At 72.2% G+C, this 22,365-nt stretch carries 19 protein-coding genes and 1 riboswitch; of the genes, 13 read left to right on the top strand and 6 right to left on the bottom strand.

What is annotated here, in order from left to right:
- The first annotated feature begins 41 nt into the window (after window positions 1–41).
- The 3 genes from ABZX11_RS42730 to ABZX11_RS42720 are packed head-to-tail and all read left to right on the top strand — an operon-like array spanning window position 42 to window position 2,053.
- The gene (locus ABZX11_RS42730; RefSeq protein ID WP_176175555.1) at window positions 42–968 is read left to right on the top strand and encodes an ABC transporter ATP-binding protein; all 927 of its coding nucleotides are present in this window, start codon (window positions 42–44) and stop codon (window positions 966–968) included.
- Window positions 965–1,816, top strand: a complete 852-nt coding sequence (locus ABZX11_RS42725) for an ABC transporter permease (protein WP_354924258.1) — start codon at window positions 965–967, stop codon at window positions 1,814–1,816. Before ABZX11_RS42730 ends, ABZX11_RS42725 begins: the two co-directional genes overlap by 4 nt.
- Before the next feature lie 3 nt (window positions 1,817–1,819).
- On the top strand, window positions 1,820–2,053 hold the full coding sequence (locus ABZX11_RS42720; protein WP_176175553.1) for a helix-turn-helix transcriptional regulator: 234 nt from the start codon (window positions 1,820–1,822) through the stop codon (window positions 2,051–2,053).
- On the opposite strand, the gene ABZX11_RS42715 is transcribed toward ABZX11_RS42720, so the two are convergent.
- Window positions 2,050–2,952 (bottom strand): hypothetical protein, encoded by a 903-nt coding sequence (locus ABZX11_RS42715; RefSeq protein ID WP_354924256.1) that lies wholly within the window; start codon window positions 2,950–2,952, stop codon window positions 2,050–2,052. The two genes, ABZX11_RS42720 and ABZX11_RS42715, sit on opposite strands and share 4 nt — an antisense overlap.
- Window positions 2,953–3,148: 196 nt before the next feature.
- Between ABZX11_RS42715 and ABZX11_RS42710 the strand changes: the two genes are divergently transcribed.
- From ABZX11_RS42710 to ABZX11_RS42695, 4 genes are read left to right on the top strand one after another with little or no spacing between them, the layout of a single operon-like run.
- Window positions 3,149–5,431: a HAMP domain-containing protein gene (locus ABZX11_RS42710; protein WP_354924254.1), complete on the top strand. Its 2,283-nt coding sequence runs from the start codon at window positions 3,149–3,151 to the stop codon at window positions 5,429–5,431.
- 1 nt (window position 5,432) lies between these two features.
- The gene (pgsB, locus tag ABZX11_RS42705) at window positions 5,433–6,611 is read left to right on the top strand and encodes a poly-gamma-glutamate synthase PgsB (RefSeq protein ID WP_176175551.1); all 1,179 of its coding nucleotides are present in this window, start codon (window positions 5,433–5,435) and stop codon (window positions 6,609–6,611) included.
- Window positions 6,611–7,093 (top strand): poly-gamma-glutamate biosynthesis protein PgsC/CapC, encoded by a 483-nt coding sequence (locus tag ABZX11_RS42700; protein ID WP_354924251.1) that lies wholly within the window; start codon window positions 6,611–6,613, stop codon window positions 7,091–7,093. The genes pgsB and ABZX11_RS42700 overlap by 1 nt, the downstream gene beginning before the upstream one ends.
- Before the next feature lie 7 nt (window positions 7,094–7,100).
- Entirely contained in the window at window positions 7,101–8,108 is a 1,008-nt protein-coding gene (locus tag ABZX11_RS42695) for an NlpC/P60 family protein (protein ID WP_354924249.1), read from the top strand.
- A gap of 3 nt (window positions 8,109–8,111) precedes the next feature.
- On the opposite strand, the gene ABZX11_RS42690 is transcribed toward ABZX11_RS42695, so the two are convergent.
- Complete coding sequence (locus ABZX11_RS42690) at window positions 8,112–8,285, bottom strand: hypothetical protein (RefSeq protein WP_354924248.1); 174 nt, start codon at window positions 8,283–8,285, stop codon at window positions 8,112–8,114.
- 142 nt (window positions 8,286–8,427) lie between these two features.
- Window positions 8,428–8,499: riboswitch (cobalamin riboswitch) on the top strand.
- Window positions 8,500–8,548: 49 nt separating this feature from the next.
- On the opposite strand from ABZX11_RS42690, the gene cobN reads away from it, so the two are divergent.
- From cobN to ABZX11_RS42665, 5 genes are all read left to right on the top strand, one after another.
- Window positions 8,549–12,112, top strand: a complete 3,564-nt coding sequence (gene cobN / locus ABZX11_RS42685) for a cobaltochelatase subunit CobN (protein WP_354924246.1) — start codon at window positions 8,549–8,551, stop codon at window positions 12,110–12,112.
- Window positions 12,113–12,151: 39 nt separating this feature from the next.
- Window positions 12,152–13,987, top strand: coding sequence for a glycosyltransferase family 39 protein (locus ABZX11_RS42680; RefSeq protein WP_354924244.1), 1,836 nt, complete (start codon window positions 12,152–12,154; stop codon window positions 13,985–13,987).
- Window positions 13,988–14,022: 35 nt separating this feature from the next.
- Complete coding sequence (locus tag ABZX11_RS42675; protein WP_354924242.1) at window positions 14,023–14,679, top strand: response regulator transcription factor; 657 nt, start codon at window positions 14,023–14,025, stop codon at window positions 14,677–14,679.
- Window positions 14,676–15,803, top strand: a complete 1,128-nt coding sequence (locus ABZX11_RS42670; RefSeq protein ID WP_354924240.1) for a HAMP domain-containing sensor histidine kinase — start codon at window positions 14,676–14,678, stop codon at window positions 15,801–15,803. Before ABZX11_RS42675 ends, ABZX11_RS42670 begins: the two co-directional genes overlap by 4 nt.
- 79 nt (window positions 15,804–15,882) lie before the next feature.
- Window positions 15,883–17,094 (top strand): chitinase, encoded by a 1,212-nt coding sequence (locus ABZX11_RS42665; RefSeq protein ID WP_354924238.1) that lies wholly within the window; start codon window positions 15,883–15,885, stop codon window positions 17,092–17,094.
- Between the two features lie 12 nt (window positions 17,095–17,106).
- On the opposite strand, the gene ABZX11_RS42660 is transcribed toward ABZX11_RS42665, so the two are convergent.
- On the bottom strand, window positions 17,107–18,198 hold the full coding sequence (locus ABZX11_RS42660; RefSeq protein WP_354924236.1) for a dihydrofolate reductase family protein: 1,092 nt from the start codon (window positions 18,196–18,198) through the stop codon (window positions 17,107–17,109).
- Between the two features lie 86 nt (window positions 18,199–18,284).
- On the opposite strand from ABZX11_RS42660, the gene ABZX11_RS42655 reads away from it, so the two are divergent.
- Window positions 18,285–18,536 (top strand): hypothetical protein, encoded by a 252-nt coding sequence (locus ABZX11_RS42655; protein WP_176175541.1) that lies wholly within the window; start codon window positions 18,285–18,287, stop codon window positions 18,534–18,536.
- A 5-nt stretch (window positions 18,537–18,541) separates the two neighbouring features.
- On the opposite strand, the gene ABZX11_RS42650 is transcribed toward ABZX11_RS42655, so the two are convergent.
- The 3 genes from ABZX11_RS42650 to ABZX11_RS42640 all read right to left on the bottom strand — a co-directional run bounded on the left by ABZX11_RS42650 (window position 18,542) and on the right by ABZX11_RS42640 (window position 22,223).
- Window positions 18,542–19,774 carry an aldehyde dehydrogenase family protein gene (locus ABZX11_RS42650; RefSeq protein WP_354924292.1) on the bottom strand — a complete coding sequence of 411 codons (1,233 nt, stop codon included), beginning with the start codon at window positions 19,772–19,774 and terminating at the stop codon, window positions 18,542–18,544.
- 390 nt (window positions 19,775–20,164) lie between these two features.
- Window positions 20,165–20,950: a M50 family metallopeptidase gene (locus ABZX11_RS42645; protein ID WP_354924234.1), complete on the bottom strand. Its 786-nt coding sequence runs from the start codon at window positions 20,948–20,950 to the stop codon at window positions 20,165–20,167.
- 367 nt (window positions 20,951–21,317) lie between these two features.
- Entirely contained in the window at window positions 21,318–22,223 is a 906-nt protein-coding gene (locus ABZX11_RS42640; protein ID WP_354924232.1) for a DNA-3-methyladenine glycosylase 2 family protein, read from the bottom strand.
- Window positions 22,224–22,365: the final 142 nt, after the last annotated feature.

Genomic DNA, 22,365 nt, shown 5'->3' with positions numbered 1-22,365 from the left:
GTGCTACATTTCATCGCACCAGTCAGATGGGGGTAACCACGATGAGAGATCCGGACGATCCCGTCGTCCGCGTGCGCGGGCTGCGGATGCGGTACGGCACCAACGACGTGCTCCACGGCGTCGACTTCGAGGCGTACCGGGGAGAGGTCGTCTGCCTGCTCGGGCCGAACGGCGCGGGCAAGACGACGACGATCGAGATCCTCGAGGGCTTCCGCATGCGGTCGGCAGGCGAGGTCAGCGTGCTGGGCACCGACCCGGCCCACGGCGGCGAGGACTGGCGGGCACGGCTGGGGGTCGTGCTCCAGTCCTGGCGTGACCACGGGAAATGGCGGGTCCGCGAGCTGCTCGCGCACCTCGGCCGGTACTACGCGCCGTACTCGTCGGCGTCCCACCCGCGGCCGTGGAACGCCGACGAGCTGATCGAAACGGTCGGGCTCACCGAGCACGCGGGCAAGAAGCTCAAGCAGCTCTCCGGCGGCCAGCGGCGGCGGCTCGACGTCGCCATCGGCATCGTCGGGCGGCCCGAGCTGCTGTTCCTCGACGAGCCGACAGCGGGCTTCGACCCGGAGGCACGGCGCGAGTTCCACGACCTCGTGCACCGGCTGTCCGACGAGCTCGACACGACGATCCTGCTGACCACGCACGACCTCGACGAAGCCGAGAAGCTGGCCGACCGGATCCTCATCCTCAACGGCGGCCGCATCGTCGCCGACGGCTCGGCCGATGCGCTGAGCAGGCAGATCTCCGGCGAGGCCGAGGTCCGCTGGAGCATCGACGGCCAGCGCTTCGTGCACTTGACGACCGAAGCGACGAAGTACGTGTACGAGCTGTTCAAGCAGCACGGCGAGGCCGTCGCGGACCTCGAGGTCCGGCGCGCTTCGCTCGAGGACACCTACATGACGCTGGTCCACCGCGCCGAGACCGGCGGCGAGACGGAGCTCGGCCTCCAGGAAGCGGGTGCGCGATGAACGCCAGGACCGCCGCCCTGCGCTCCGGGCTGGCCCGCGGCTGGATCGAGTTCAAGCAGACGTGGACCAACGCCGACGACGTCGTCGGCCAGTGCGTCTTCGTGGTGCTCTTCCTCGGCACCCTGTTCTTCATGCGGAACGCAACCCTGCCCGGGACGTCGTTTTCGCTCGGCGCGGCGACCGTGCCCAGCGTGCTGGGCGCGGGCATCGTGTTCCAGGGCCTGACCGGCGCGGCGGGCCACCTCGCGATCGACCGCGAGGACGGCACGCTGCTGCGGGCGAAGGCGACCCCGAACGGGATGCTCGCGTACCTGATCGGGAAGACGACGACGCTGTCGCTCGCCCAGCTCACCGGCCTGCTCGCAGTCCTGATCCCGTGCCTGTTCCTGTTCCCGACGCTGGCGCCCGGTGGCGTCTGGTCGTACCTGCACCTGCTCGCGGTGCTGTTGATCGGCTTCTTCGCGACGATGCCGATCGGCGCGGCACTGGGGTCGCTGACCAACAGTGCACGCTCGGTCGGCCTGATCACCTTGCCGGTGATGGGCTTGGGCGCGATCTCGGGGATCTTCTACCCGATCACCGCGTTGCCCGACTGGGTCCAGGGCATCGCCCAGGTGTTCCCGATGTACTGGCTGGGCCTCGGAATGCGCTCGGCGCTGCTGCCGGACAGCGCGGTCGTCGTCGAGATCGGCCAGTCGTGGCGTCCGCTGCCGACCCTGGCGGTGCTCGTCGCGTGGTCCGTGATCGGATTGGCGCTGGCCCCGGTGCTGCTCCGCCGCATGGCGCGGCGGGAAGCGGGTTCGTCGGTGGCCCAGCGTCGGGAGAAGGCCATGCAGCGTGTGGGGTAGCAAATGAGTGAGGTCGTCTACAACCGGATCGCGATGCTGCGCGCGGAGCGGTCGATCTCACGGCGGGAGCTGGCCGAGGCGCTCGGCGTGCACTACCAGACGATCGGCTACCTGGAACGCGGCGAGTACAGCCCGTCGCTGTACCTGGCCCTGCGGATCGCGGAGTTCTTCGAGGTGTCCGTGGAAGTGCTGTTCTCCACGAAGCCCTTCCCGCGGCTGGGTGAGCGGTCCGCCTAGGGCTTGGCCAGCTCGGCCTCGGTGAGCGCCCGGACGACGCCGTCGCGTCGTTCGGGCGACTCCCGCACCGTCCGGCTCATTTCCACGTGCAGGAACACCGTGTCGTCCGCCGCCGCGAGTTTGCCCTGGACGTTCTTCGTCCCCTCCAGCGCGCCGCAGCGTTCCTCCCACGCGCGGCAGACCGCGAAGCCGTCCGCCGTCAAGCGCGTCGCCGTGCGGCGGGCCGCGTCGCCGGCCACCGATGCTCCCGACGACAGCACGATGTCCGTCGACGGCAGGTTTTCGTCGTGGAAGCCGTGCAGCTGGACCTGCGGCAGCCCGCGCCCGGCCAGCGCCGAGGCCACGACGTGGAACACGGAATCCTCTTCGTGCGCGACATCGGCTTTGCTGTCGTCGGCCTTGCGGTGCGCGCCCGCCACCATCAGCACCGCGCCGGGCGTGCGCCGGAACAGGTCGACGCCGAACAGCTCCGTCCGCAGGTCGAAAGCCGGGTGCGGCACCTCGACGGCCAGCGACGGCGGGGCCGACCGGTCGATCACGTACATCCCCCACGCGCGTTCGGTGCCGGGTTCGTTGACGGCGACGGTGTACGGCCGCCCGGTTGCCGGGTCGACGCCGTCCCGGACCGAGAACCCGAGCTTTTCGAGGTCCGCCGCGCCCCGGCGGTCCAGGACCGCCGCGAATCCGGCCGCCGCCGTGCGACGTTCGTCGGATTTCGGTGAGCGGTACTCCTGGTCCGCGGACAGCTTCGAAACGAAGGCCGTTACCAGGGAATCCACACCGGCCTCCGTGGCGGGTTTCGGCGGTGCGTCGTCACCGAGGGTCAGCACCAAGGTCAGGACCAGGGCCAGCGCGAGGACCAAGCCGGCCACGCTGAGCAACATCCGCGGTCGGCTCATCACCATCCGGAGTGTACTGATGTCACCCATTGGTGAGTCCTAGGCGCCATTTGTCCCCCAATGGGGACAGTTGTAACGTCACCGCTGACCTCATTGATACCTTCACGTAACACGAACGGGTGGGTCCTTCGCGGCGGCCGCAGTGGCCGGCAGTCCTTCGGGACCGCGTGAGGCGAACGGGCCTGGGGAGACCCTCTTGACACAGGACGAGATCAGAACGGCGCGGTTGCGCGCGCAGATCCCGGAAGCGGGGTTCCCCCGCGGCGCCGGGGTCGCCTCGGCGACCGCGTTCGTCCTGCTGCTGCTCATCGCCGCCTTCACCGCGCTGTACCTGTCCACCGCGGGCCCGCTTTCCCTGATCCGCGCAAACGACAACGCCGGCCGGGTGCCCGACGAGGTGACCGCGGGCCGGGAGCGCATCGCCTCCGGTCTCGCGCAGAGCGTCGCGACCTCGGCGACGGCCGCCGCGGCTGACCTCCAGGTCGCCGCCGGATCCGGCGTGTTCGACACCACGGACGACAACGCTCTTCTCACCCGCCTGGGTGAAACCTACGAGGACTGGCGCGGCCTCGCCGTCTACGACCCGGCCGCGCAGAAGGTGGTGGCCACCCGCGGCGAACCGGTGCCGGTCGAGACGCTGCGCGGGGTCGCCGTCGCGAACCTCACCGTCCGCCCGGTCGCCCGTCCCGGCGACACGCCGCTCGTGCTGACCGCGCTCCCGCTCACCGGTCCCCGCGCCGGCCGGGTCCTCGTCGTCTCGACCGCCCTGCGCACCACCGCCCGCGAGCTCGACAAGGACACCCAGCAGCAGATCCGCCTGGTCACCGCGGACGGCGCGGTCCTGCACACGCACGGCTCCGACGTCGCCGCGACCGACACCCCGGCCCAGGAGCTGCTCGCCCGCGCGGCCACGGCGGCCGCTGCCGGGCAGACCGGCGTCCTCACCGGGGCTGCCGTCGCCGAGAAGGGGAAGGAACGGGCCCCGGTCGTCGCCTACGCACCGGTCTCCCCCGCCGGCATCGGCGGCAGTCTCGGCCTGTCCGTCGTGGCGTTCGGCCGCTTCCCCGTCGAGGCCGTGCCGGTGCGCTGGCCCGGCCTGGTCCCCGCCGCCACGCTGCTCGCGCTGGCTGTGGCGGGCTTCCTCCTGCTGCGGCGGACCGTGGTCGCGCCGATCCGGCGGCTGCGCACCGACGCCCTCGCCGTCGCGGCCGGGGTGCTCGGCAAGCCGGTCCGGCAGTCGCGGATCCGGGAGGTCAACCGCGTCACGGCCGCCCTCGAACGCTCCCGGTCCAAGCTGCGGCGCCGCAAGCCCGCGCCGAGGCTGCGCCCGTTCCTCTCCGCCCAGCTCGTCATCGGGGCCGTCGCGCTGGCCCTGCTCGGCTGGTCGGGGACGGTCGCCGCGACGCTCGGCCGTCAGCACGCCGAGGTGTCGCCGACCATGCTGAGCGAACACGGCGTCCGCATCACGCGCTCGGCCGACACCCTGCGCCGCAGCCTCGCCGAAGGCCTCTCCGACCTGCAGTCCGTCGCCCGGCTGGGCAAGGGCAAGGAGCCGGAGCAGCTGCGCGGCATGCTCGACCGGCTCGCCGGCAGCGAGAGCCGGTTCCGCAGCGTCTACGTCGCCGACGCCGAAGGCGCGGTCCGGCTGCAGGCCGGTCGCGATTCGCTGCGCGAGCCCGGGAAGCTGCCCGACGGCGAAGGCCTCCGCCAGCACAACACGAGCGGGCGCGTCCCGATCGTCTACGCGTTCACGCCGCTGCCGGACTCGAAGAACGTCCTGGTCGGCGAGTACGACGTGCCGCGGATGGCCGAGTTGCTCGGCTCCGCGGGCGGCCGGGTCCGGGTCGTCGACGAAGGCAAGCACACGATCGCCGACACCGAAGGCTACCTCGCGTTCTCCCCGCTGACCGACGCGACGCTGATCAAGAACGTCGATGCCGCGCAGTCCGGCAAGGACGCCCGCGAGACGACGGCGTCCGCGCTGGTCGCGGCGCAGCGCCTGGCCGAGCGGGGTCCCGCCGCGGCGCTGAAGTGGGTCGTCGTCGCCGAGCAGCCGGTCGGCTCGCTCGGGGTCGCGGACAACACGGTGCGCTCGGGCGCGCGGGTCGCCGCGCTGCTCACCGCCGTCGTCGCGCTGCTGCTGTTCGCCTGGCACCTGCTGGTGGTCGTGCGCCCGCTGCGGCGGGTCGGCGACGAGGCACGGCGGATCGCGGCCGGCGACACCGGCGCCGTCGTCTACCCGCAGCGCCAGGACGAGATCGGCACCATCGCCTCCTGCGTCGAGATCTGCCGCCAAGCCCTGACCGACGGGCGCGACCGGCTCGGCGAGGTCCGGCGGCCGACGGGCGCGGCGACCGACGAGACCGAGCTGATCCAGAGGATCGTGGACGAGCCGGAGCCGCGGCGGCGGCCCGCCCGGACGCCCGAGGAGAAGGCGAAGAACGACTACCTCAGCTGGCTGGACGGGGCCGGGGTCTGACGTGACGTTCCTCTACGTCGTGCTGCTCACAGCGTCGGCGGCGATGCTGGCCGCCGGGATCGCCGAACAGCGACGGCACTACCGGCACCTGAACAGCATCCCGACGCGCGTGCTGGTCAACGGCATCCGCGGCAAGTCGTCCATCACCCGGCTCTGCGCGGGCGCCCTGCGCGGCGGCGGGCTCGTCACGACGGCGAAGACGACCGGCACCGCGGCCCGGTTCATCCACCCCGACGGCAGCGAGGAGCCGGTCTACCGCAAGTTCGGCATCGCCAACGTCGTCGAGCAGATCGGGATCGTCCGCCGCGCCGCGGCGTACCGGCCGGACGCGCTGGTCATCGAGTGCATGGCCGTCATGCCGGACCTGCAGGAGATCAACCAGAGCAAGCTCATCCGCTCGACCATCGGCGTGCTGTGCAACGTCCGCGAAGACCACCTCGCCGAGATGGGCCCGACGCTCGACGACGTCGCCCGGTCGCTGAGCCGGTCGATGCCGGTCGGCGGGATCTGCCTCACCGCCGAGCAGGACCGGCTGCACATCCTGCAGGAGGAGGCCGACAAGCGGGACTGCGAGCTCATCGCCGTCGACCCCGAATCCGTCACCGACGCGGAGATGCGCCGCTTCAGCTGGATCACGTTCAAGGAGAACGTCGCCATCGCCCTCGCCGTGGCGGAGCTGCTCAACGTCAACCGGCAGCTCGCGCTCGAAGGCATGTGGGCCGCGCCGCCCGACCCGGGCGTGCTGCAGGTCCACCAGTACCGCGCCGGCCGCCGTCTCCTGCGCTTCGCCAACGTCTTCGCCGCGAACGACCCCGAATCGACGTTGATGAACATCGACCAGCTCCGCCGCCAGGGCGCGATCACCGACCCGCTGCACGTGATCATCAACTGCCGCCCCGACCGGGTCGAGCGCAACGGCCAGATGGGCGCGCTCATCCCGAAGATCGCCCCGGAACGGGTAGTGCTGATCGGCGAGCCGACGCGCAGTGCCCGCGCCGCCATCCCCAGCGAGTGGCACGACCGCGTCGTCGACCTGGGCGGTTCGCGGTCGCCGCGTGACCTGCTGCGCGGGATCGTCGGCGGCGTCGGGCGGCAGGCGTCGCTGATCGCCATCGGCAACATCCACGGCCAGGGGGAACTGCTCATCGAGGAACTCGCCAAACTGGAACCGGTCGCCTGATGCTCACCACGTCCCTCGCCCCCGAGGTCGCCACCGTCGGCCTGGCCATCGGCCTGCTGCTGTCGCTGGTCTGCTACCTGACGACGAACCTGTCGCCGGGCGGCATGATCACCCCCGGCTGGATCGCGCTGACCATGGTCGAGGACTACCGCCGCGCGGCGATCATCGTGCTGATGACGGCGCTGACGTTCGGCGGCACGAAGCTGCTGCAGCGCATGGTGATCCTGTACGGCAAGCGGCTGTTCGCGGCGGTCGTGCTGCTCGGCGTGGTGCTGCAGACGACGTTGCTGATCTTCCTGCAGGCCGACTTCCCGCTGTTGTTCGTGCACCAGACGCTCGGGTTCGTCGTGCCCGGCCTGGTCGCCTACCAGCTGGTGCGGCAGAAGCCGGTGGCCACGATGCTCGCCACCGGCGGGGTGAGCCTGGCCAGCTACGCGGTCCTGATCAGCGGGGTGCTGGTCGGGCTGGTCCCGACGGTGTGAGGTGACGATGCGCAAGTCGCTCCGGATCGGCGTGCTGGCCGCGGTCATCGGCGTGTCGGGCACGGCGGCGGTCTACGTGGCCACCCAGGACCGGCAGGACATCACGGCCATCTCGGCGTCGGCCGCGCCCTCGGGCGCCGCGGTCACCGGCGGCTACACCTACGAGCGGCTGGAGAACCCGGCCCGCACGGTGGTCCGCGACGGCGCGGGCGCGCAGCTCGCGTCCTTCACCGACGGCTCCCGCACGGCGATGCTGACGGGCCGCTCGCGGACGTTCACCGAGCCGAGGTTCACCAAGGTCAGCATCACCTCGACGGCCTGGATCCGGCTCGCGCCGCAGGCGTGGCACGCGGGCGCGGAGAAGGAGGAGTGGTTCACCGACTGGCTGCCCAAGGCGGTCGGCGACCCGGACCCGGACATCCTCGCGATCGCCCTGCAGTACACCGACGGCGCGGCCGACCAGACCGCCAGGAAGCTGCGGATCGCCGGGGACGCCGACTTCGGCCCGGACAGCGCCGAGGGCAGGCTGGAGAAGTCGGATTTCTACGACTACCTGGGCATCGGCTGGGACTTCCCGGGCGGCGTCCGCGAGGCGGCGGAGCCGGCGCGGGCGCGGTCGCTGGACTGCTCCGGCTTCGTCCGGATGGTGTACGGCTACCGGTCGGGCTACCCGCTGCTGGGGACGAACACGAAGGGCCCGGGCCTGCCGCGCCGCGCGTGGGCGCTCTCGGAGCTCGGGCCGGGCACGGTGATCGTCCACGACGAGAAGAAGCAGGCGACGGACTTCAGCGCTCTCCAACCGGGTGACCTGCTGTTCTTCAACCTCGAGCCCCAGCTGGGCACGCAGGTGTCGCACACGGGCATCTACCTGGGCATCGACAGTGACGGCCACCACCGGGTGCTGTCCAGCCGGAAGGTCGCGAACGGCCCGACGTTCGGCGACGCCGGCGGGGTGTCGCTGATCGACGGGTCCGGGACGTACGCGAAGGCGTTCCGCGCGGCGAAGCGGCTCTGACGGTCACCGGCGCGTCTCGATCTCGATCCGCGGCCACGGGACGACGCTGATCCGCACCCGGATGTTCCGCTCGGGCGCGGCCAGGATCTTGTGCACCAGCAGCAGGACCACGCTCGCGGTCCAGCCGAGGATCAGCACCACCAGGAACAGCCATGCCCCCCATGGCAACGTGCTCACGCGAGCTCCTTCGACCGCCCGGCTGCCGGATGCTCCCCCCGCGCGGCGGTCACTGCGCAGCTCCGAGGATAGCCGCACACGTCACCTTGACGCCAGGTCAGCCGCACCGGAGAGTGGGTGCGATACCACGCGTCGGCAGGTGGAGGAACCCGGTGGAAGTCCGGGGCGGTCCCGCCACTGTCATCGGGGAGTGATCCCCGGGAGCCAGGAACTCCGGCCGGCGCGCCCGTCTACCCGGGGCGCGGACCCCGAGGAGGAACCTCGTGATCCTGCTTCTGTCCACTTCGGACACCGATCTGCTCAGCGCCCGTTCGGCCGACGCGGAATTCCGCCTGGCGAACCCGTCGCGCATCGACGTCGCCGAGCTGCCGGGCCTGCTCGAAGACGTGCGGATCGTGGTCGTCCGGATCCTCGGCACGCCGCGCAGCTGGCAGGACGGCCTGGACACGCTGCGGGCGTCGGGGGCGCACGTCGTCGTCCTGGGCGGGGAGCAGACGCCGGACGCCGAGCTGATGAAGCTCTCCACCGTGCCGGCCGGGATCGCCGCCGAGGCCCACGCCTACCTCGCGCAGGGCGGCCCGGCCAACCTCACCCAGCTGCACCGGTTCCTCTCCGACACGCTGCTGCTGACCGGTGACGGCTTCGAGCCGCCCGCCGAGCAGCCCGCCTGGGGCGTCCTCGAGCGCCCCGCGAAGAGCGACGGCCCGGTCATCGGCATCCTCTACTACCGCGCGCACCACCTGTCCGGGAACACCGCGTTCGTGCACGCCCTCGCCGACGAGATCGAAGCCGCCGGCGGGCGCGCGCTGCCGATCTACTGTGCTTCGCTGCGTACGCGCGAGCCGGAGATGATGGCCGAGCTGGGCCAGGTCGACGCCTTGCTGGTCACCGTCCTCGCCGCCGGCGGCACGCGGCCGTCCGAGGTGGGCGCGGGCGGGGACGACGAGGCGTGGGACGTCGCCGAGATGGCCGCGCTCGACGTCCCGATCCTGCAGGCGCTCTGCCTGACCAGCGACCGCGAGACGTGGGCGGCCAACGACGACGGCCTCTCACCGCTCGACGCCGGGAATCAGATGGCCGTGCCGGAGTTCGACGGGCGGCTGATCACGGTGCCGTTCTCGTTCAAGGAGCTCGACGAAGACGGCCTCCCCCGGTACGTGCCGGACGCCGAACGCGCGTCCCGGGTGGCGAAGATCGCGCTGGCGCACGCCCGGCTGCGGCACACCCCGCCGGCGGAACGCCGTATCGCGCTGATGCTGTCTGCGTACCCGACGAAGCACTCTCGCGTCGGCAATGCGGTCGGGCTGGACACGCCCGCGTCGGCCATCGAGCTGCTGCGGCGGATGCGCGCGGTGGGCTACGACCTGGGGCCGGACGCCTTCCCCGGCGTCGACCCGACCGGCACCGACCAGCCCGACGGCGACGCGCTGATCCACGCCCTGATCGCCGCCGGCGGCCAGGACCCGGAGTGGCTGACCGAGGAGCAGCTGGCCGGGAACCCGATCCGCGTCCCGGCCGCGCGGTACCGCGAGTGGTTCTCCGAATTGCCCGCCGAACTGCGTGAAGGCGTCGAGGAGCACTGGGGGCCGGCGCCGGGCGAACTGTACGTCGACAACGGCGACATCGTGCTGGCGTCGCTGCAGAGCGGCAACGTGATCATCATGATCCAGCCGCCGCGCGGGTTCGGCGAGAACCCCGTCGCGATCTACCACAACCCGGACCTGCCGCCGAGCCACCACTACCTGGCCGCGTACCGGTGGCTGGAGGAGGAGTTCGGCGCGCACGCCGTCGTCCACCTGGGCAAGCACGGGTCGCTCGAATGGCTGCCGGGCAAGACCGCGGGGCTCTCGGCGTCCTGCGCGCCGGACGCCGTGCTCGGGAACCTGCCGCTGGTCTACCCGTTCCTGATCAACGACCCCGGCGAGGGCGCGCAGGCCAAGCGGCGGGCGCACGCGACGATCGTCGACCACCTGATCCCGCCGATGGCGCGCGCGGAGTCCTACGGCGACATGGCGCGGCTGGAGCAGCTGCTCGACGAGCACGCGAACATCGCGGCGATGGACCCGGCGAAGCTGCCCGCCGTGCGCCAGCAGATCTGGACGCTGATCCAGGCCGCGAAGCTGGACCACGACCTCGGTGTCGAGGAACGCCCGCACGACGCGGAGTTCGACGACTTCCTGCTGCACATCGACGGCTGGCTGTGCGAGGTCAAGGACGCGCAGATCCGCGACGGGCTGCACGTCCTCGGGGCCGCGCCGACCGGCGAGGCCCGCGTCAACCTGGTGCTGGCGATGCTGCGCGCGTCCCAGATGTGGGGCGGCAAGCAGGGCGCGGTGCCGGGCCTGCGCTCGGCGCTGGGACTCAAGGAAGACGCGCCGATGTCCGAAGTGGACGCGGTGGAGAAGACGGCCCGCGAGCTCGTCCGGACGATGGAGATGCGCGGCTGGGACCCGACCGCGGTCGCTTCGGTGGCGCCGGACGCGCAGGTCGCGAAGGTGCTTTCCTTCGCGGCCGAGGAAATCGTGCCCCGGCTCGCGGGGACGACCGCCGAGCTGGACTCGGTGCTGCACGCGCTGGACGGCGGGTACATCCCGGCCGGGCCGAGCGGGTCACCGCTGCGCGGGCTGATCAACGTGCTGCCGACCGGGCGGAACTTCTACACGGTCGACCCGAAGGCGATCCCGAGCCGGCTCGCCTGGGAGACCGGGCAGGCCCTCGCCGACTCGCTGCTGAAGCGCTACCGCGAGGACACCGGCGACTGGCCGCGCTCGGTCGGGCTGTCGGTGTGGGGCACGTCGGCGATGCGGACCTCGGGCGACGACGCGGCGGAAGTCCTGGCGCTGCTGGGTGTCCAGCCGGTGTGGGACGAAGCCTCCCGGCGCGTCACCGGCATCGAGGCCATCCCGCTTTCGGAACTCGGCCGCCCCCGGATCGACGTCACGATCCGGATCAGCGGGTTCTTCCGCGACGCGTTCCCGCACGTGATCACGCTCATGGACGACGCGGTGCGGCTGGTGGCCGGGTTGGCCGAACCCCTCGACGAGAACTACGTGCGCGCGCACGTGGCCGCCGATCTGGCCACCCACGGAGACGACCGCCGCGCGACGACGCGGATCTTCGGGTCGAAGCCGGGCGCGTACGGCGCGGGCCTGCTGCCCCTGATGGACAGCGGCAACTGGCGCGACGACAAGGACCTCGCCGAGGTGTACGCGGTGTGGGGCGGCTTCGCGTACGGCCGCGACCTCGACGGCCGCCCGGCGCGCGAGGACATGGAAAACTCGTACAAGCGCATCGTGGTGGCGGCGAAGAACACGGACACGCGCGAGCACGACATCGCGGACTCCGACGACTACTTCCAGTACCACGGCGGGATGATCGCGACGGTGCGCGCCCTGACCGGCTCGGCCCCGGCGTCCTACGTGGGTGACAGCACGTCCCCGGACGCGGTCCGCACGCGCACGCTGGGCGAGGAGACGGCCCGCGTGTTCCGGGCGCGGGTCGTCAACCCGCGCTGGCTGGCGGCGATGCGCCGGCACGGCTACAAGGGCGCGTTCGAGCTGGCGGCCACAGTGGACTACCTGTTCGGCTTCGACGCCACGGCCGGCGTGGTCGGCGACTGGATGTACGAGAAGCTGACCGAGTCGTACGTGCTGGACGAGGTGAACCAGCAGTTCCTGCGCCAGGCGAACCCGTGGGCGTTGCGCGGGATCGTCGAGCGGCTTAACGAGGCGGCGGACCGCGGGCTGTGGGCCGAGCCGGATCCGGAGCTGCTGGAGAAGATGCGCGAGGTGTACCTGTCGCTGGAAGGCGACCTCGAGTCGGAGTAGAAACGCCCGGGAAACGCGGGCCGGAGTTGGGTGGCGGGCATGATCACCGCCGCTCCCCCGCGAACCCGCCCCTGGGCGCTTCCGCTCGTCTGCCTCGGCGCCGCCGTCCTCTACGCCTGGAAGATCGGCGACGGCCAGGTCGGGAACACCTACTACGCCGCCGCCGTCCGGTCGATGACGGAGAGCTTCACCAACTTCCTCTTCGGCTCCTTCGACCCCTACGGCGTCGTCACCGTCGACAAACCGCCGTTCGCGTTGTGGCCGCAAGCGCTTTCCGTGCTGGTCTTCGGCTACCACGGCTGGGCGCTGCTGCTGCCGCAGGTCCTCGAAGGCGTCGCGGCGGTGTTCCTGCTCCACCGCACCGTCCGGCTCTGGGCGGGCGAGAACGTCGCTCTCCTCGCCGCGGTGATCCTCGCGCTGACGCCCGTCACCGTGATCATCAACCGCGACAACAACCCCGACACCCTGCTCGTGCTCTTCCTCGTCGCCGCCGCGTACGCGCTCACCCGCGCGCTGCGGGACGGCCGGAAATGGCTGTGGTGGTGTGCCTTCTTCGTCGGCTGCGGCTTCCTGACCAAGATGCTGCAGGCGTGGATCATCGTCCCGGCCCTGGTCGCCGCCTACCTCGCCGGCACCACCGGGCCGCTCGGGCGACGGCTGCTCGACGTCCTCGGCGCCGGGCTCGTGCTCGTCGTCTCCTCGTTCTGGTGGATCGCGCTGTACGACTGGTGGCCCGGCGCCAAGCCGTACATGGGCGGCAGCGACGACGGCTCCGCGTGGGACCTCGTCTTCGGCTACAACGGCTTCGGCCGCCTCTCCGGCAACGGCGAGGGCGGCGGCGTGATGATCATGCGCAATGGGCAGCAGACCATGAGCTCCTTCGGCGGCGACCCTGGCCCGGGCCGGATGTTCAACGACGTCGTCGGCGGCCAGATCTCCTGGCTGCTGCCCCTGTGCCTGGTCGTGCTGGCCGTCCTCGGCCGCCGGTGGCGAGACGCCGGCTGGCTGCTCTGGGGCGGCTGGCTGCTCGTGACCACCGCGGTCTTCAGCTTCGCCGGCGGCATCTGGCACCCGTACTACACGACGGCGCTGGCGCCCGCCGTCGCCGCGGTCGCCGCCGCCGGGCTCGCGCTGCTGTGGCGGCGGTACCGGCGCACCCTGCTCCCGCTGGTCATCGCGCTGACCGCGGTCTGGGCGTTCGTCCTGGCCTCACGCGACACGTCCTTCCACGGCTGGACGCGCTGGGCCGTCATCGGCACCGCCGTCGGCGCGATCGCGTGGCTGGTCGTCGCGCCGGAGCGACGGGCACTCGTCGCCGCGCTGGTGCCGCTGCTGCTCACGCCCGCCGTGTGGTCGTACGCCGCCGCGCAGAGCACGTCGGCCGGGACGCTGCCCGCCGCCGGGCCCGCCGCCGGACCGGGCGCCCTGCCGCCGCCGGCGCCCGGCGGGCCGAGGCCGGGGCCGGGAGCGGGACCAGGGCCGAAGCTGATGCTCGCCGGCGGGGACGGCGCCGCCACGCTGTCCGCCGGGCAACGCCGCATCCTCGACTACGCCCGCCGCAACGGCACCGAGATCACCCTGGCCGTGAACGCCGAGGCCGGCGCGGTGGCGCCGTACCTGATCGACTCGGACGCGACCGTGATCGGCATGGGCGGCTTCGGCGGGCGGGACGATGCGCCGTCGGTGGCGCAGCTCGACCGCTGGCTCGCCGAGGGCAAGCTGCGGTTCGTGCTGAGCAACGCCGGATCCCGGCCGGGACCGCCACCCAGCCCGGCCCAGGCCGGACGGCAGCGCTGGATCGAGGGACACTGCACGACCGTCGACCCCGCGGCCTACGGCGGTGGCGGCGCGGACACGCTCTACCGGTGCCGCTAACGGTGAGGAAACACCGGCGCGGCGATCATCGGGGCATGCGGGTGCTGGTGGTGGAGGACGAGCCGATGCTCGCGGACGCGATCGCGGAGTGGCTGCGCGAGGACGCCCACGCGGTCGACATCGCCCACGACGGCGGCGCGGCGCTCGAGCGGATCGCGGTGCACGACTACGACGTCGTCGTGCTCGACCGGGACCTGCCGGTCGTGCACGGCGACGACGTCTGCCGCCAGGTCGTCGCGTCCGACGCGGCGACGCGGGTGCTGATGCTCACCGCGGCCGTGGCGGTCACCGACCGCGTCGCCGGGCTCTCGCTCGGCGCGGACGACTACCTGACGAAACCGTTCGCGTTCCCCGAGCTGGCCGCGCGCATCCAGTCGCTGGGCCGTCGCTGCCGTCCGGCCGCGCCGCCGGTGCTGCGCCGCTCCGGCGTCACGCTCGACCCCGCGCGGCACGAGGCGTTCCGCGACGGCCGCCTCCTCCCGCTGGCCAAGAAGGAGTTCGCCGTGCTCGCCGAGCTGCTGCGCGCGGACGGCGCCGCCGTCTCCGCCGAACACCTGCTGGAGAAGGTGTGGGACGAGCACGCGGACCCGTTCACCGGCGCGATCCGGCTCACCGTGCTCAAGCTGCGCCGCAAGCTCGGCGAGCCACCGCTGGTGAAGACGGTCACCGGCGTGGGCTACCGGCTCCGGTGAACCTCCGGCTGCGGCTGACCGTGCTCTACGGCGGCCTGTTCCTGCTGGCCGGCGTGGCCCTGCTGGGCGTGACCTACCTGCTGTTCACCCGGCAGGTCGGGCAGCGGGTCGCGGTCCTCACCGGCGACCCGCCGCCCGGGGCACCGCCGCTGCCGTCCCTGGACGCGCTCGACGAGCAGGCCCGGCAGCTGCGCGCGGCGGCGGCGACGTCGCTGCTGACCCAGGGAGCGATCGCGCTCGGCGCGGTCGCGGTGCTGGCGGCCGGTCTCGGGTGGCTGGTGGCGGGACGGGCCCTCGCCCCGTTGCGCCAGGTCACCGAGACCGCCCGCCGCATCGCCGCGGCCGCCGACCCGGGCGGCCACGCGCGGATCGCCCTGCGCGGACCCGACGACGAGGTGAAGGACCTCGCGGACGCGTTCGACGTGATGGTCGAGCGGCTCGACCGGTCGTTCGACGCCCAGCGCCGGTTCGTCGCCAACGCGTCGCACGAGCTGCGCACGCCCCTGACGCTCAACCGGTCGCTGGTCGAGGTGGCGATGCGCCGCGGCACCGACGTCCGGGAGCTCGGCGGCAAGCTGCTGCGGATCAACGCGCGGAACGAGAAGCTGATCAGCGGGTTGCTGCTGCTGGCCAAGTCGGAGAGCGCGCTGACCTCGCGGAGCCCGGTGGACCTGGCGGCGGTGGCCGCGCAGGTGGCGCCGCCGGAGGTCGAGCGATCCCTGGCCGAAGCGGTGACGAGCGGCGACGCGGTCCTGCTGGAACGGCTGGCAGGCAACCTGGTGGAGAACGCGCTCCGCCACAACGTGCCCGGCGGCTGGGTGCGCGTGACGACCCGGTCGGTGCCGGGTCGGGTGGAGCTGGAGGTGGCCAACAGCGGGCCGGTGATCCCGGCGGAGGAGGTGCCGGCGCTGTTCGACCCGTTCCACCGCCGGGCCCGGGTGGCGGCGGAGGGGACCGGGCTCGGGTTGTCGATCGTGCGGTCGGTGGCGCACGCGCACGACGGCGACGTGACCGCGACCGCCCGCGCGGAAGGCGGCCTGGTGGTGGTCGTGTCACTGCCGGCTGACCTGTCTCGTGGACGAATTTCGGATATTCCGGCGCTTTTCGCCCGCGGTACCCCCTGAACCGACTTTCGCGCCTTGACTTCGGCATTGGTCTAGTCCAATGATCTGTCCACCTCGATCCCCACCGGGAGGACAGCTCATGCGCAGGAGCAGACTGGCCGCCGTCGGGCTCGCCGCCGCCACTTTCGCCGCCACCGCCGTCAGCCTCGTGCTCGGCGCACCGTCGGCCACCGCGGCGTTGAGCAACAACTGGTACGCCGCGGCGCCGTACCTGATGCCTCAGAGCAACAACCCGCCGGACCCGGTCACCGTGATGAACGCGACCGGGCTCAAGGCGTTCCAGCTGGCGTTCATCCTCGCGCCGAACGGCGGCGGCTGCAGCCCGACCTGGGACGGCACGTCGGCGGTCTCCTCCGACACCGCGGTCGCGAACGTGATTTCGCGGATCCGCGGCGCGGGCGGCGACGTCTCGGTGTCCGTCGGCGGCTACGGCGGCACGAAACTCGGCCAGACCTGCGGAACGGTGGCCGCGACGGCCGCCGCCTACCAGCAGGTCATCACGAAGTACTCGCTCAAGGCGATCGACTTCGACCTCGAAGAACCCGAGTACGAGAACACCGCCGCGATCGCGAACGAGCTGGGTGCCGCGAAGACGTTGCAGGCCAACAACCCCGGCCTGTTCGTGTCGGTGACCATGCCGGGCACCGCGGCCGGCACCGGCTGGTTCGGCACACAGCTGCTCGACCAGGCGAAGTCGATCGGCTTCTCGCCGAACAACTTCTCGATCATGCCGTTCGACGGCGGGTTCAACGGCGGCTCGTCGCAGGTGTCGGCGCTGGAAGCGCTGCACGGCCTGCTGATGTCGCACCTGGGCTGGGACAGCGCGACGGCGTACGCGCACGAAGGTTTCTCCGGCATGAACGGCAAGTCCGACGCGGCGGAGATGTTCTACACCTCGGACTTCCAGATGGTGTACGACTACGCGACCAGCCACGGCCTCGGCCGCTTCACGTTCTGGTCGGTCAACCGCGACCGCGCTTGCGTCGGCACGACGGACAACGGCGTCTGCAGCAACGTCCCGCAGAACGACTGGGACTTCACGAAGTTCAGCGTCCGGTTCGCCGGTGCGACGCCGCCGCAGACGACGCCGCCGGTGACGACCCCGACCACCCCGACCACGCCGGGCGGCGGCTCGTGCACCGCGGCGGAGTGGGACCGGACGAAGGTCTACGTCAAGGACAACGTCGTCTCCCACAACAGCCACAAGTGGACGGCCAAGTGGTGGACGCAGGGCGAAGAGCCGGGCACGACCGGCGAATGGGGCGTCTGGCAGGACAACGGCGCCTGCTAGCTCCCCGCCGTCTCAGAAGTCGAGGTGGGTGTTCTCGCGCTGGACCTCCGGGGTCAGCGCGGGCACCTCGACGACGTGCCGCCCGGCCTGCCGCAGCAGCTCGGTCCCCCGGGCGTCGACGAAGACCGGCGGCTCGCGCCAGGCGAACACCACGCGCGGGATCCCGGCGTCGAGGATGAGCCGGGTGCAGCTGCGCGGGTGGGAACTGCGGTGGCTGCACGGTTCCAGGGAGCTGTACACGGTCGCGCCGGCCAGGCGCGGGTCACCGGCGCACTTGGCCAGCGCGGCCTCTTCGGCGTGGTTGTTCGGCTCGCCCTCGCCGGAGTACCCGGTGGCGACGACCTCGCCGTCGGCGTCCGTGATGACCGCGCCGACCCGGAAGGTGTGGCTGGGCGGGCACTCGGCGGCGAGCGCGATAGCTTGCTTGAGGCGCTGGACATCCCGGCCGGTCGGTTCGGCGGCGGCGCGGTATTCGAGGATCGCCATTCCCTGCAGCGCGTTCGCGGCGGTCAGGACGAGCGGCCGCGGGTACAGGCCGGGCACGACGAACCGGGGCGCGTCCGGCTGCCCGACGAAGAACGGCGCGATCGCCAGCCGCAGTTCGTCGGCGAGACCTTCGGTGAGGAAGCGCGTGTGGATCCCGCCGCCGCCCTCGACCAGCAGTCGCTCGATGCCGCGCGCGCCGAGGTCGTCGAGGATCCGCCCGAAGTCCGGCGGGTCCCCGGCGTCCACGACGGTGGCGACGGACTTGAGCGCGTCCGCCGCGCCGGGCGGGGCGTAGACGATCTTTTCGGTGTCGCCGACGGTGAAGAACTGCGCGTCCGGGTCGAGACCGCGGGTGGTCACGGTGACCTTGACGGGCTGTTCGGGCTTTCCCCTTTCCAGCCGCCGCTGCCGCAGCTCGGGAGACCGGACGAGCAGCCGCGGGTTGTCGGCCCGGACCGTCCCGGCTCCGACGAAGATCGCGTCGGCCTCGGCCCGCAACCGGTCGACGACCGCGAAATCGTCCTCTGTGGACAGCACGAGCCGCTCGGGCGAGGTGTCGTCGAGGTAGCCGTCGAGCGACTGCGCGGCGGAGAGCAGGACGTGCGGCCGGGAGATCACCCGGCCCAGTATGCCGTAACGCCGGGGGCGGTCCCCGCGTCCTAGACGTATCCCCCTGTCGTGCCCATCCCCCGGAGCTGCGGAACATGACCACGCGAGGCTGGTACAAGGAGCGGACGCTCACCACGGTCGACACCGTCGGCCGGGAGGTGTCGGTGACGACCGGGCTCACCCGCGACCCCGAAGGCCGCCTGGTCGCGGCGATCGCGATCAGCGACGGCCCGACGGCGATCTACCGGTATTCCGGCGACGCCGGCGAGCCGACCGAGTTGGTCACCAACGCCGCGGAGACGGTCAAGGAGCTCCGCAAGCTCGCCGGCGTCCCGCCGGCCCGCTGAGCGGTTCAGGCCGGCAGGACGGCGTACTGGCGCACGTAGAGGTCGGTGTAGGTGACCGGCCCGCGCGGGCCGGGGACCTTGTCGAGGTTGATGCCGGTTTCCGGGACGGCGAGCAGCTTGAAGCCGTCGAGGAGCCGGGTCGGGGCGTTCCAGAAGACGCCGGTGCCGGTGTAGCCGTCGAAGAAGGCGTCGGCGGCCGACTGGTCTTCGGTGGTGATGCCGGCGGCCAGGCCGGAGGTGCGCTCGTTCGCGATCTCGACGGCATCGGAGAGCGACCCGACCTTGGCGACGGTGACGGTCGCTTCCCGGTCGGAGTCCAGCGCCCACTCGTACCCGATGGGGTGCTCGTGCGGCGCCAGCGACGGCGTGACACCGCGCTCGGCGAGGGCGTCCGAGAGCGCGGGCCAGACGTCGTCGTGGATGTCTTCGTGGATGAGCAGCAGGTTCAGCCGGTTGCAGACGCCCAGCCGGTCGAGGCTGGCGTAGACGAGGTCGCGGGCCTTGGTGACATCGGCCCCGCGGTCGACGTAGAGGACGCCCCCGCCATCGGCGTGGGCGAGGGTCCGCACCCCGTGCACGGCGGCTTCGGTGGCGAGGGCGCGGGTGCTGTCCCCGCTGCCCCGCAGGATGACGAGGGGGACGAGGTCGGGCAGCCGCACGAGCGCGGACGCGGCCTCCCGCTCGACCCGCGGGACGAGCTGAACGCAGTCGGCATCGATGCCGGCCTCGGACAGCGCGGGTGCGATGACGACCTCACGCAGCCGCTGCGCCGACCCGAGCGCGGCCGAGCCGGTGCGCAGAACGCCGGCGTTGCGCGACTTGACCAGCTGCGAGGCCACGTCGACGGTGACGTTCGGCCGCGCCTCGTAGTTGGCCCCGATGACACCGACCGGCCGCCGCCGTTCGACGAGCCGCAGCCCGCCGTCCAGGGTGGAGACGTCGACGGACCGTTCCTGGTGCGGCGCGCCGGCGAGCAGCCGCAGCTGTTCGGCCATGCCGGTGAGCCGCTCCGGGGTGATGGTGAGCCGGTCCAGCAGACCGGCGCTCATCCCGTCGGCCTTGGCGCGCTCGACGTCGGCCTGGTTGGCCTCGAGGATTTCCTCGCGGTGTGAGAGGAGCCGTTCGGCCATCCCGGTGAGGGCGGAATCGATGGCTTGGGCACTCGCGGCAGCCAGCGACGGCGCGGCCAGCTTCGCCGCCCGTGCGCACTCTTCAACGGCCTTGGCGACCTCGTCCATCGTTTCGTCTCCCTCCACGCGGACCACCAGTTTGCCGCATGCACGCCGGTCACCGGCCACGGGCTCCACCGCGGGTCACGGCAGGTGCCGGCCGCCCACCCGAACCGGGGCCAGGTCAGGCCAGACCGGGGCGAGGCGGGGCCCGGCCAGACCAAAGCGACGCGCGACCCGACTCGAAGGCGGAGCAGGGCCCGGCCAAGGTGAGGAGCGCCCGGGCAGCGCTGAGCCTGGTTGGAGCGGGGCCGGAGCGGGTCGGCCGGAGCCAGGCCAGGGCCGGGTGGAAGCCGTCGCCGAGGGCGAACGCGATCGCCGCACGTGGCGAGCTCGGGATGGCTCGACCGTGGCCGATCGACGAAGTCCGGGCGTTCGTCCGCGCGCGGGGCCGACGGCCTACTTGGCCACCGGCTCCAGGAGCCAGAGCGCGCCGGCGATCAGGCAGCTGATCGTGGCCACCGCGAAGACCAGGACCCACAGCACCGGCGGGACCGCCGTCAAGCGGCCGAGCTGGTCCGCGTCGGAGTCGCGGGCCTGGCCTCGGCGGCGCTTGGTCTGGAGCTCCGCCACCGGGCGGACCCCTCCGAACAGGAGGAACCACGTCACCAGGTAGCTGAACGGCGCCTGCAGCTCGACCGGCGCGACGAACGCGATCAGTGCGAGCACCGCCGCGCTGGCGACCACCGTGAACACGCCGTACGCGTTGCGCACCATCACCAGCACGCCGAGCAGCAGCAGCGCGATCAGGACCAGCACCGTCCCCACCAGGTCCGCGCCCAGCAGGCTCGCGAACAGCAGCCCGAGCACCGACGGCGCCAGGTACCCGGCCATCGCGGCGAACGCCATGCCCGGGCCCTCGGGTTTGCCACGCGAGACGGTGACGCCCGAGGTGTCCGAGTGCAGCTTGATGCCCTGCAGACGCCGCCCGACCAGCACCGCCGCCAGCGCGTGACCGGCCTCGTGCACCATCGTCACGACGTTGCGCGCCCGCCGCCACGGCGTGCCGCCGACCAGGACCACCAGCAGCGCCACGCCGCCGGCGACCAGGGTGATCACCGCGGGTGTCTGGGCCTGCTCGAGCAGCGAACCGGCCGTCGAACTGTCGGTGGCGGCGGCCGCACGGAACGCTGACAGCGCGTCACCGGCCGGGCCGCCGAGCGCGGGATGAACGGGCGAGCTCACCCGGACACCTCACCACAGGCGACATCTGGCTACTGTGAGTCCCCAACGCTCGCCGCTTGACGGCTTCCGGTATTGGGTCGTGACTGTTCTCCTTTCGTCTGGACGACCGGCGCGAGCCGGCCGACCTCGGGACTTCGACCGACGGGGACCCCCTTCCGGCGCCGGGTGCCGCCCACGGCTTGTGGCCGCGAGGAGGCACCGCCACCGGTGCTCGCGAAAGCAAGTCGTGGCGACTCGCCCTCGCCCGGGAACAGGAGCGTCACTAGCTCCAGAGCGGCCGCCCTCCTTTCCGGCGAAGACCAACCGGCCTCGGGACTTCCACCGCCGCGAACCAGCGCCGAGTGCCGCCGGCGCTCGTGGGATCAGGTCATCGCGACTCCCGCATCCGCGCCTCGCCCTCGACCCGGAACAAGAACGCCACCCAGCTCCGGAACGGCTTCCACGCCTCCGCGATCTCCGCCAGCTCCGCGACTCCCGCGTCCGGGAGGTGGTACGCCTCCCGCATGATCTCGTGGAGACGCGTCTCCGCTCGGGGGAAGACGTCCGGGTGGCCGGCTCCGCGGATCAGGATCAGCTCCGCACTGAACCGGCCGACTCCCGGCAGCAACTGCAGCTGCGCCAGCGCCTCCTCGGCCGGCATCGCGCGCAACGCCGCCGCGTCCAGCGCCCCCTCGGCCGCCGCCTCGGCGATCGCGCGCAAGCGGGGCAGCTTCGGGCCCGGCAGCCCCGGTTGGTACTCCGCCTTCGCCAGCACGGCCGGCGCCGGGAACGTCCACAGCCTGCTGCCGCCCACCTGCACCTCGGTGCCGTAGCGCTCGGTCAAGCGACGGCGCAGCCGGACCGCCTGCGTCATCCAGATCCGGTGGCTCAGCACCGCCCAGCACGCCGCCTCGTACGGGGAGGCGAACAGGACCGGGCGCAGGCCGGCGTGCATCCCCTGCAGCAGTGAGACCACCGGATCACGCTCGCCCGCTTCCGGGAACGCCGTGCCGTCCACGTCCAGCGAGCACATCCGCCGCACCTGCGCCACCACGGCTTCGGTGTGCTCCGGCGGGCCGTGGACCTCGATCGTGATCTCGCCCGGCGATCTCTGCCGCAGCACCGCTCCCACCGGCGTCCATTCGCCGTCGAGCGCGAACGCCACCCGCAGCGCTCCCGGCTCGGAGTCCGGCTGCCCCGCGGGGGCGAAGCCGGTCAGGAAGCGGGCCGCCGCGGCCAGGTCGAACTCGCCGGGCACCGTGATCTCGCCGCTCGGGCGGGCCATCGTCGTCATCTGTCCTCCTCGGATCGGAACCTTGGCTGCGACGTTAGGGAGGGGCACCGACAATTCCGGGCGTCGAACGCCTGAGCACGGATTTGTTCACTCGATCGAGTGGCCGAGGCGGAGCATCACCGCAACAGTCCACAGTAGACAA

It is taken from the genome of Amycolatopsis sp. NPDC004169, from assembly GCF_040610315.1.
Classification (GTDB): Bacteria; Actinomycetota; Actinomycetes; order Mycobacteriales; family Pseudonocardiaceae; genus Amycolatopsis.
Note: the sequence above shows the minus strand (reverse complement) of the source record. Positions and strands in the feature narration are given on the sequence as shown.

Bases quoted from the DNA above. Each gene is read 5' to 3' on its own strand.
- ABZX11_RS42680 (WP_354924244.1), top strand. From the start codon at position 12,152: ATGATCACCGCCGCTCCCCCGCGAACCCGCCCCTGGGCGCTTCCGCTC.
- ABZX11_RS42720 (WP_176175553.1), top strand. From the start codon at position 1,820: ATGAGTGAGGTCGTCTACAACCGGATCGCGATGCTGCGCGCGGAGCGG.
- ABZX11_RS42675 (WP_354924242.1), top strand. From the start codon at position 14,023: ATGCGGGTGCTGGTGGTGGAGGACGAGCCGATGCTCGCGGACGCGATC.
- ABZX11_RS42725 (WP_354924258.1), top strand. From the start codon at position 965: ATGAACGCCAGGACCGCCGCCCTGCGCTCCGGGCTGGCCCGCGGCTGG.
- ABZX11_RS42665 (WP_354924238.1), top strand. From the start codon at position 15,883: ATGCGCAGGAGCAGACTGGCCGCCGTCGGGCTCGCCGCCGCCACTTTC.
- ABZX11_RS42650 (WP_354924292.1), bottom strand. From the start codon at position 19,774: ATGGACGAGGTCGCCAAGGCCGTTGAAGAGTGCGCACGGGCGGCGAAG.
- ABZX11_RS42715 (WP_354924256.1), bottom strand. From the start codon at position 2,952: ATGAGCCGACCGCGGATGTTGCTCAGCGTGGCCGGCTTGGTCCTCGCG.
- ABZX11_RS42695 (WP_354924249.1), top strand. From the start codon at position 7,101: ATGCGCAAGTCGCTCCGGATCGGCGTGCTGGCCGCGGTCATCGGCGTG.
- ABZX11_RS42700 (WP_354924251.1), top strand. From the start codon at position 6,611: ATGCTCACCACGTCCCTCGCCCCCGAGGTCGCCACCGTCGGCCTGGCC.
- ABZX11_RS42655 (WP_176175541.1), top strand. From the start codon at position 18,285: ATGACCACGCGAGGCTGGTACAAGGAGCGGACGCTCACCACGGTCGAC.
- ABZX11_RS42730 (WP_176175555.1), top strand. From the start codon at position 42: ATGAGAGATCCGGACGATCCCGTCGTCCGCGTGCGCGGGCTGCGGATG.
- ABZX11_RS42640 (WP_354924232.1), bottom strand. From the start codon at position 22,223: ATGACGACGATGGCCCGCCCGAGCGGCGAGATCACGGTGCCCGGCGAG.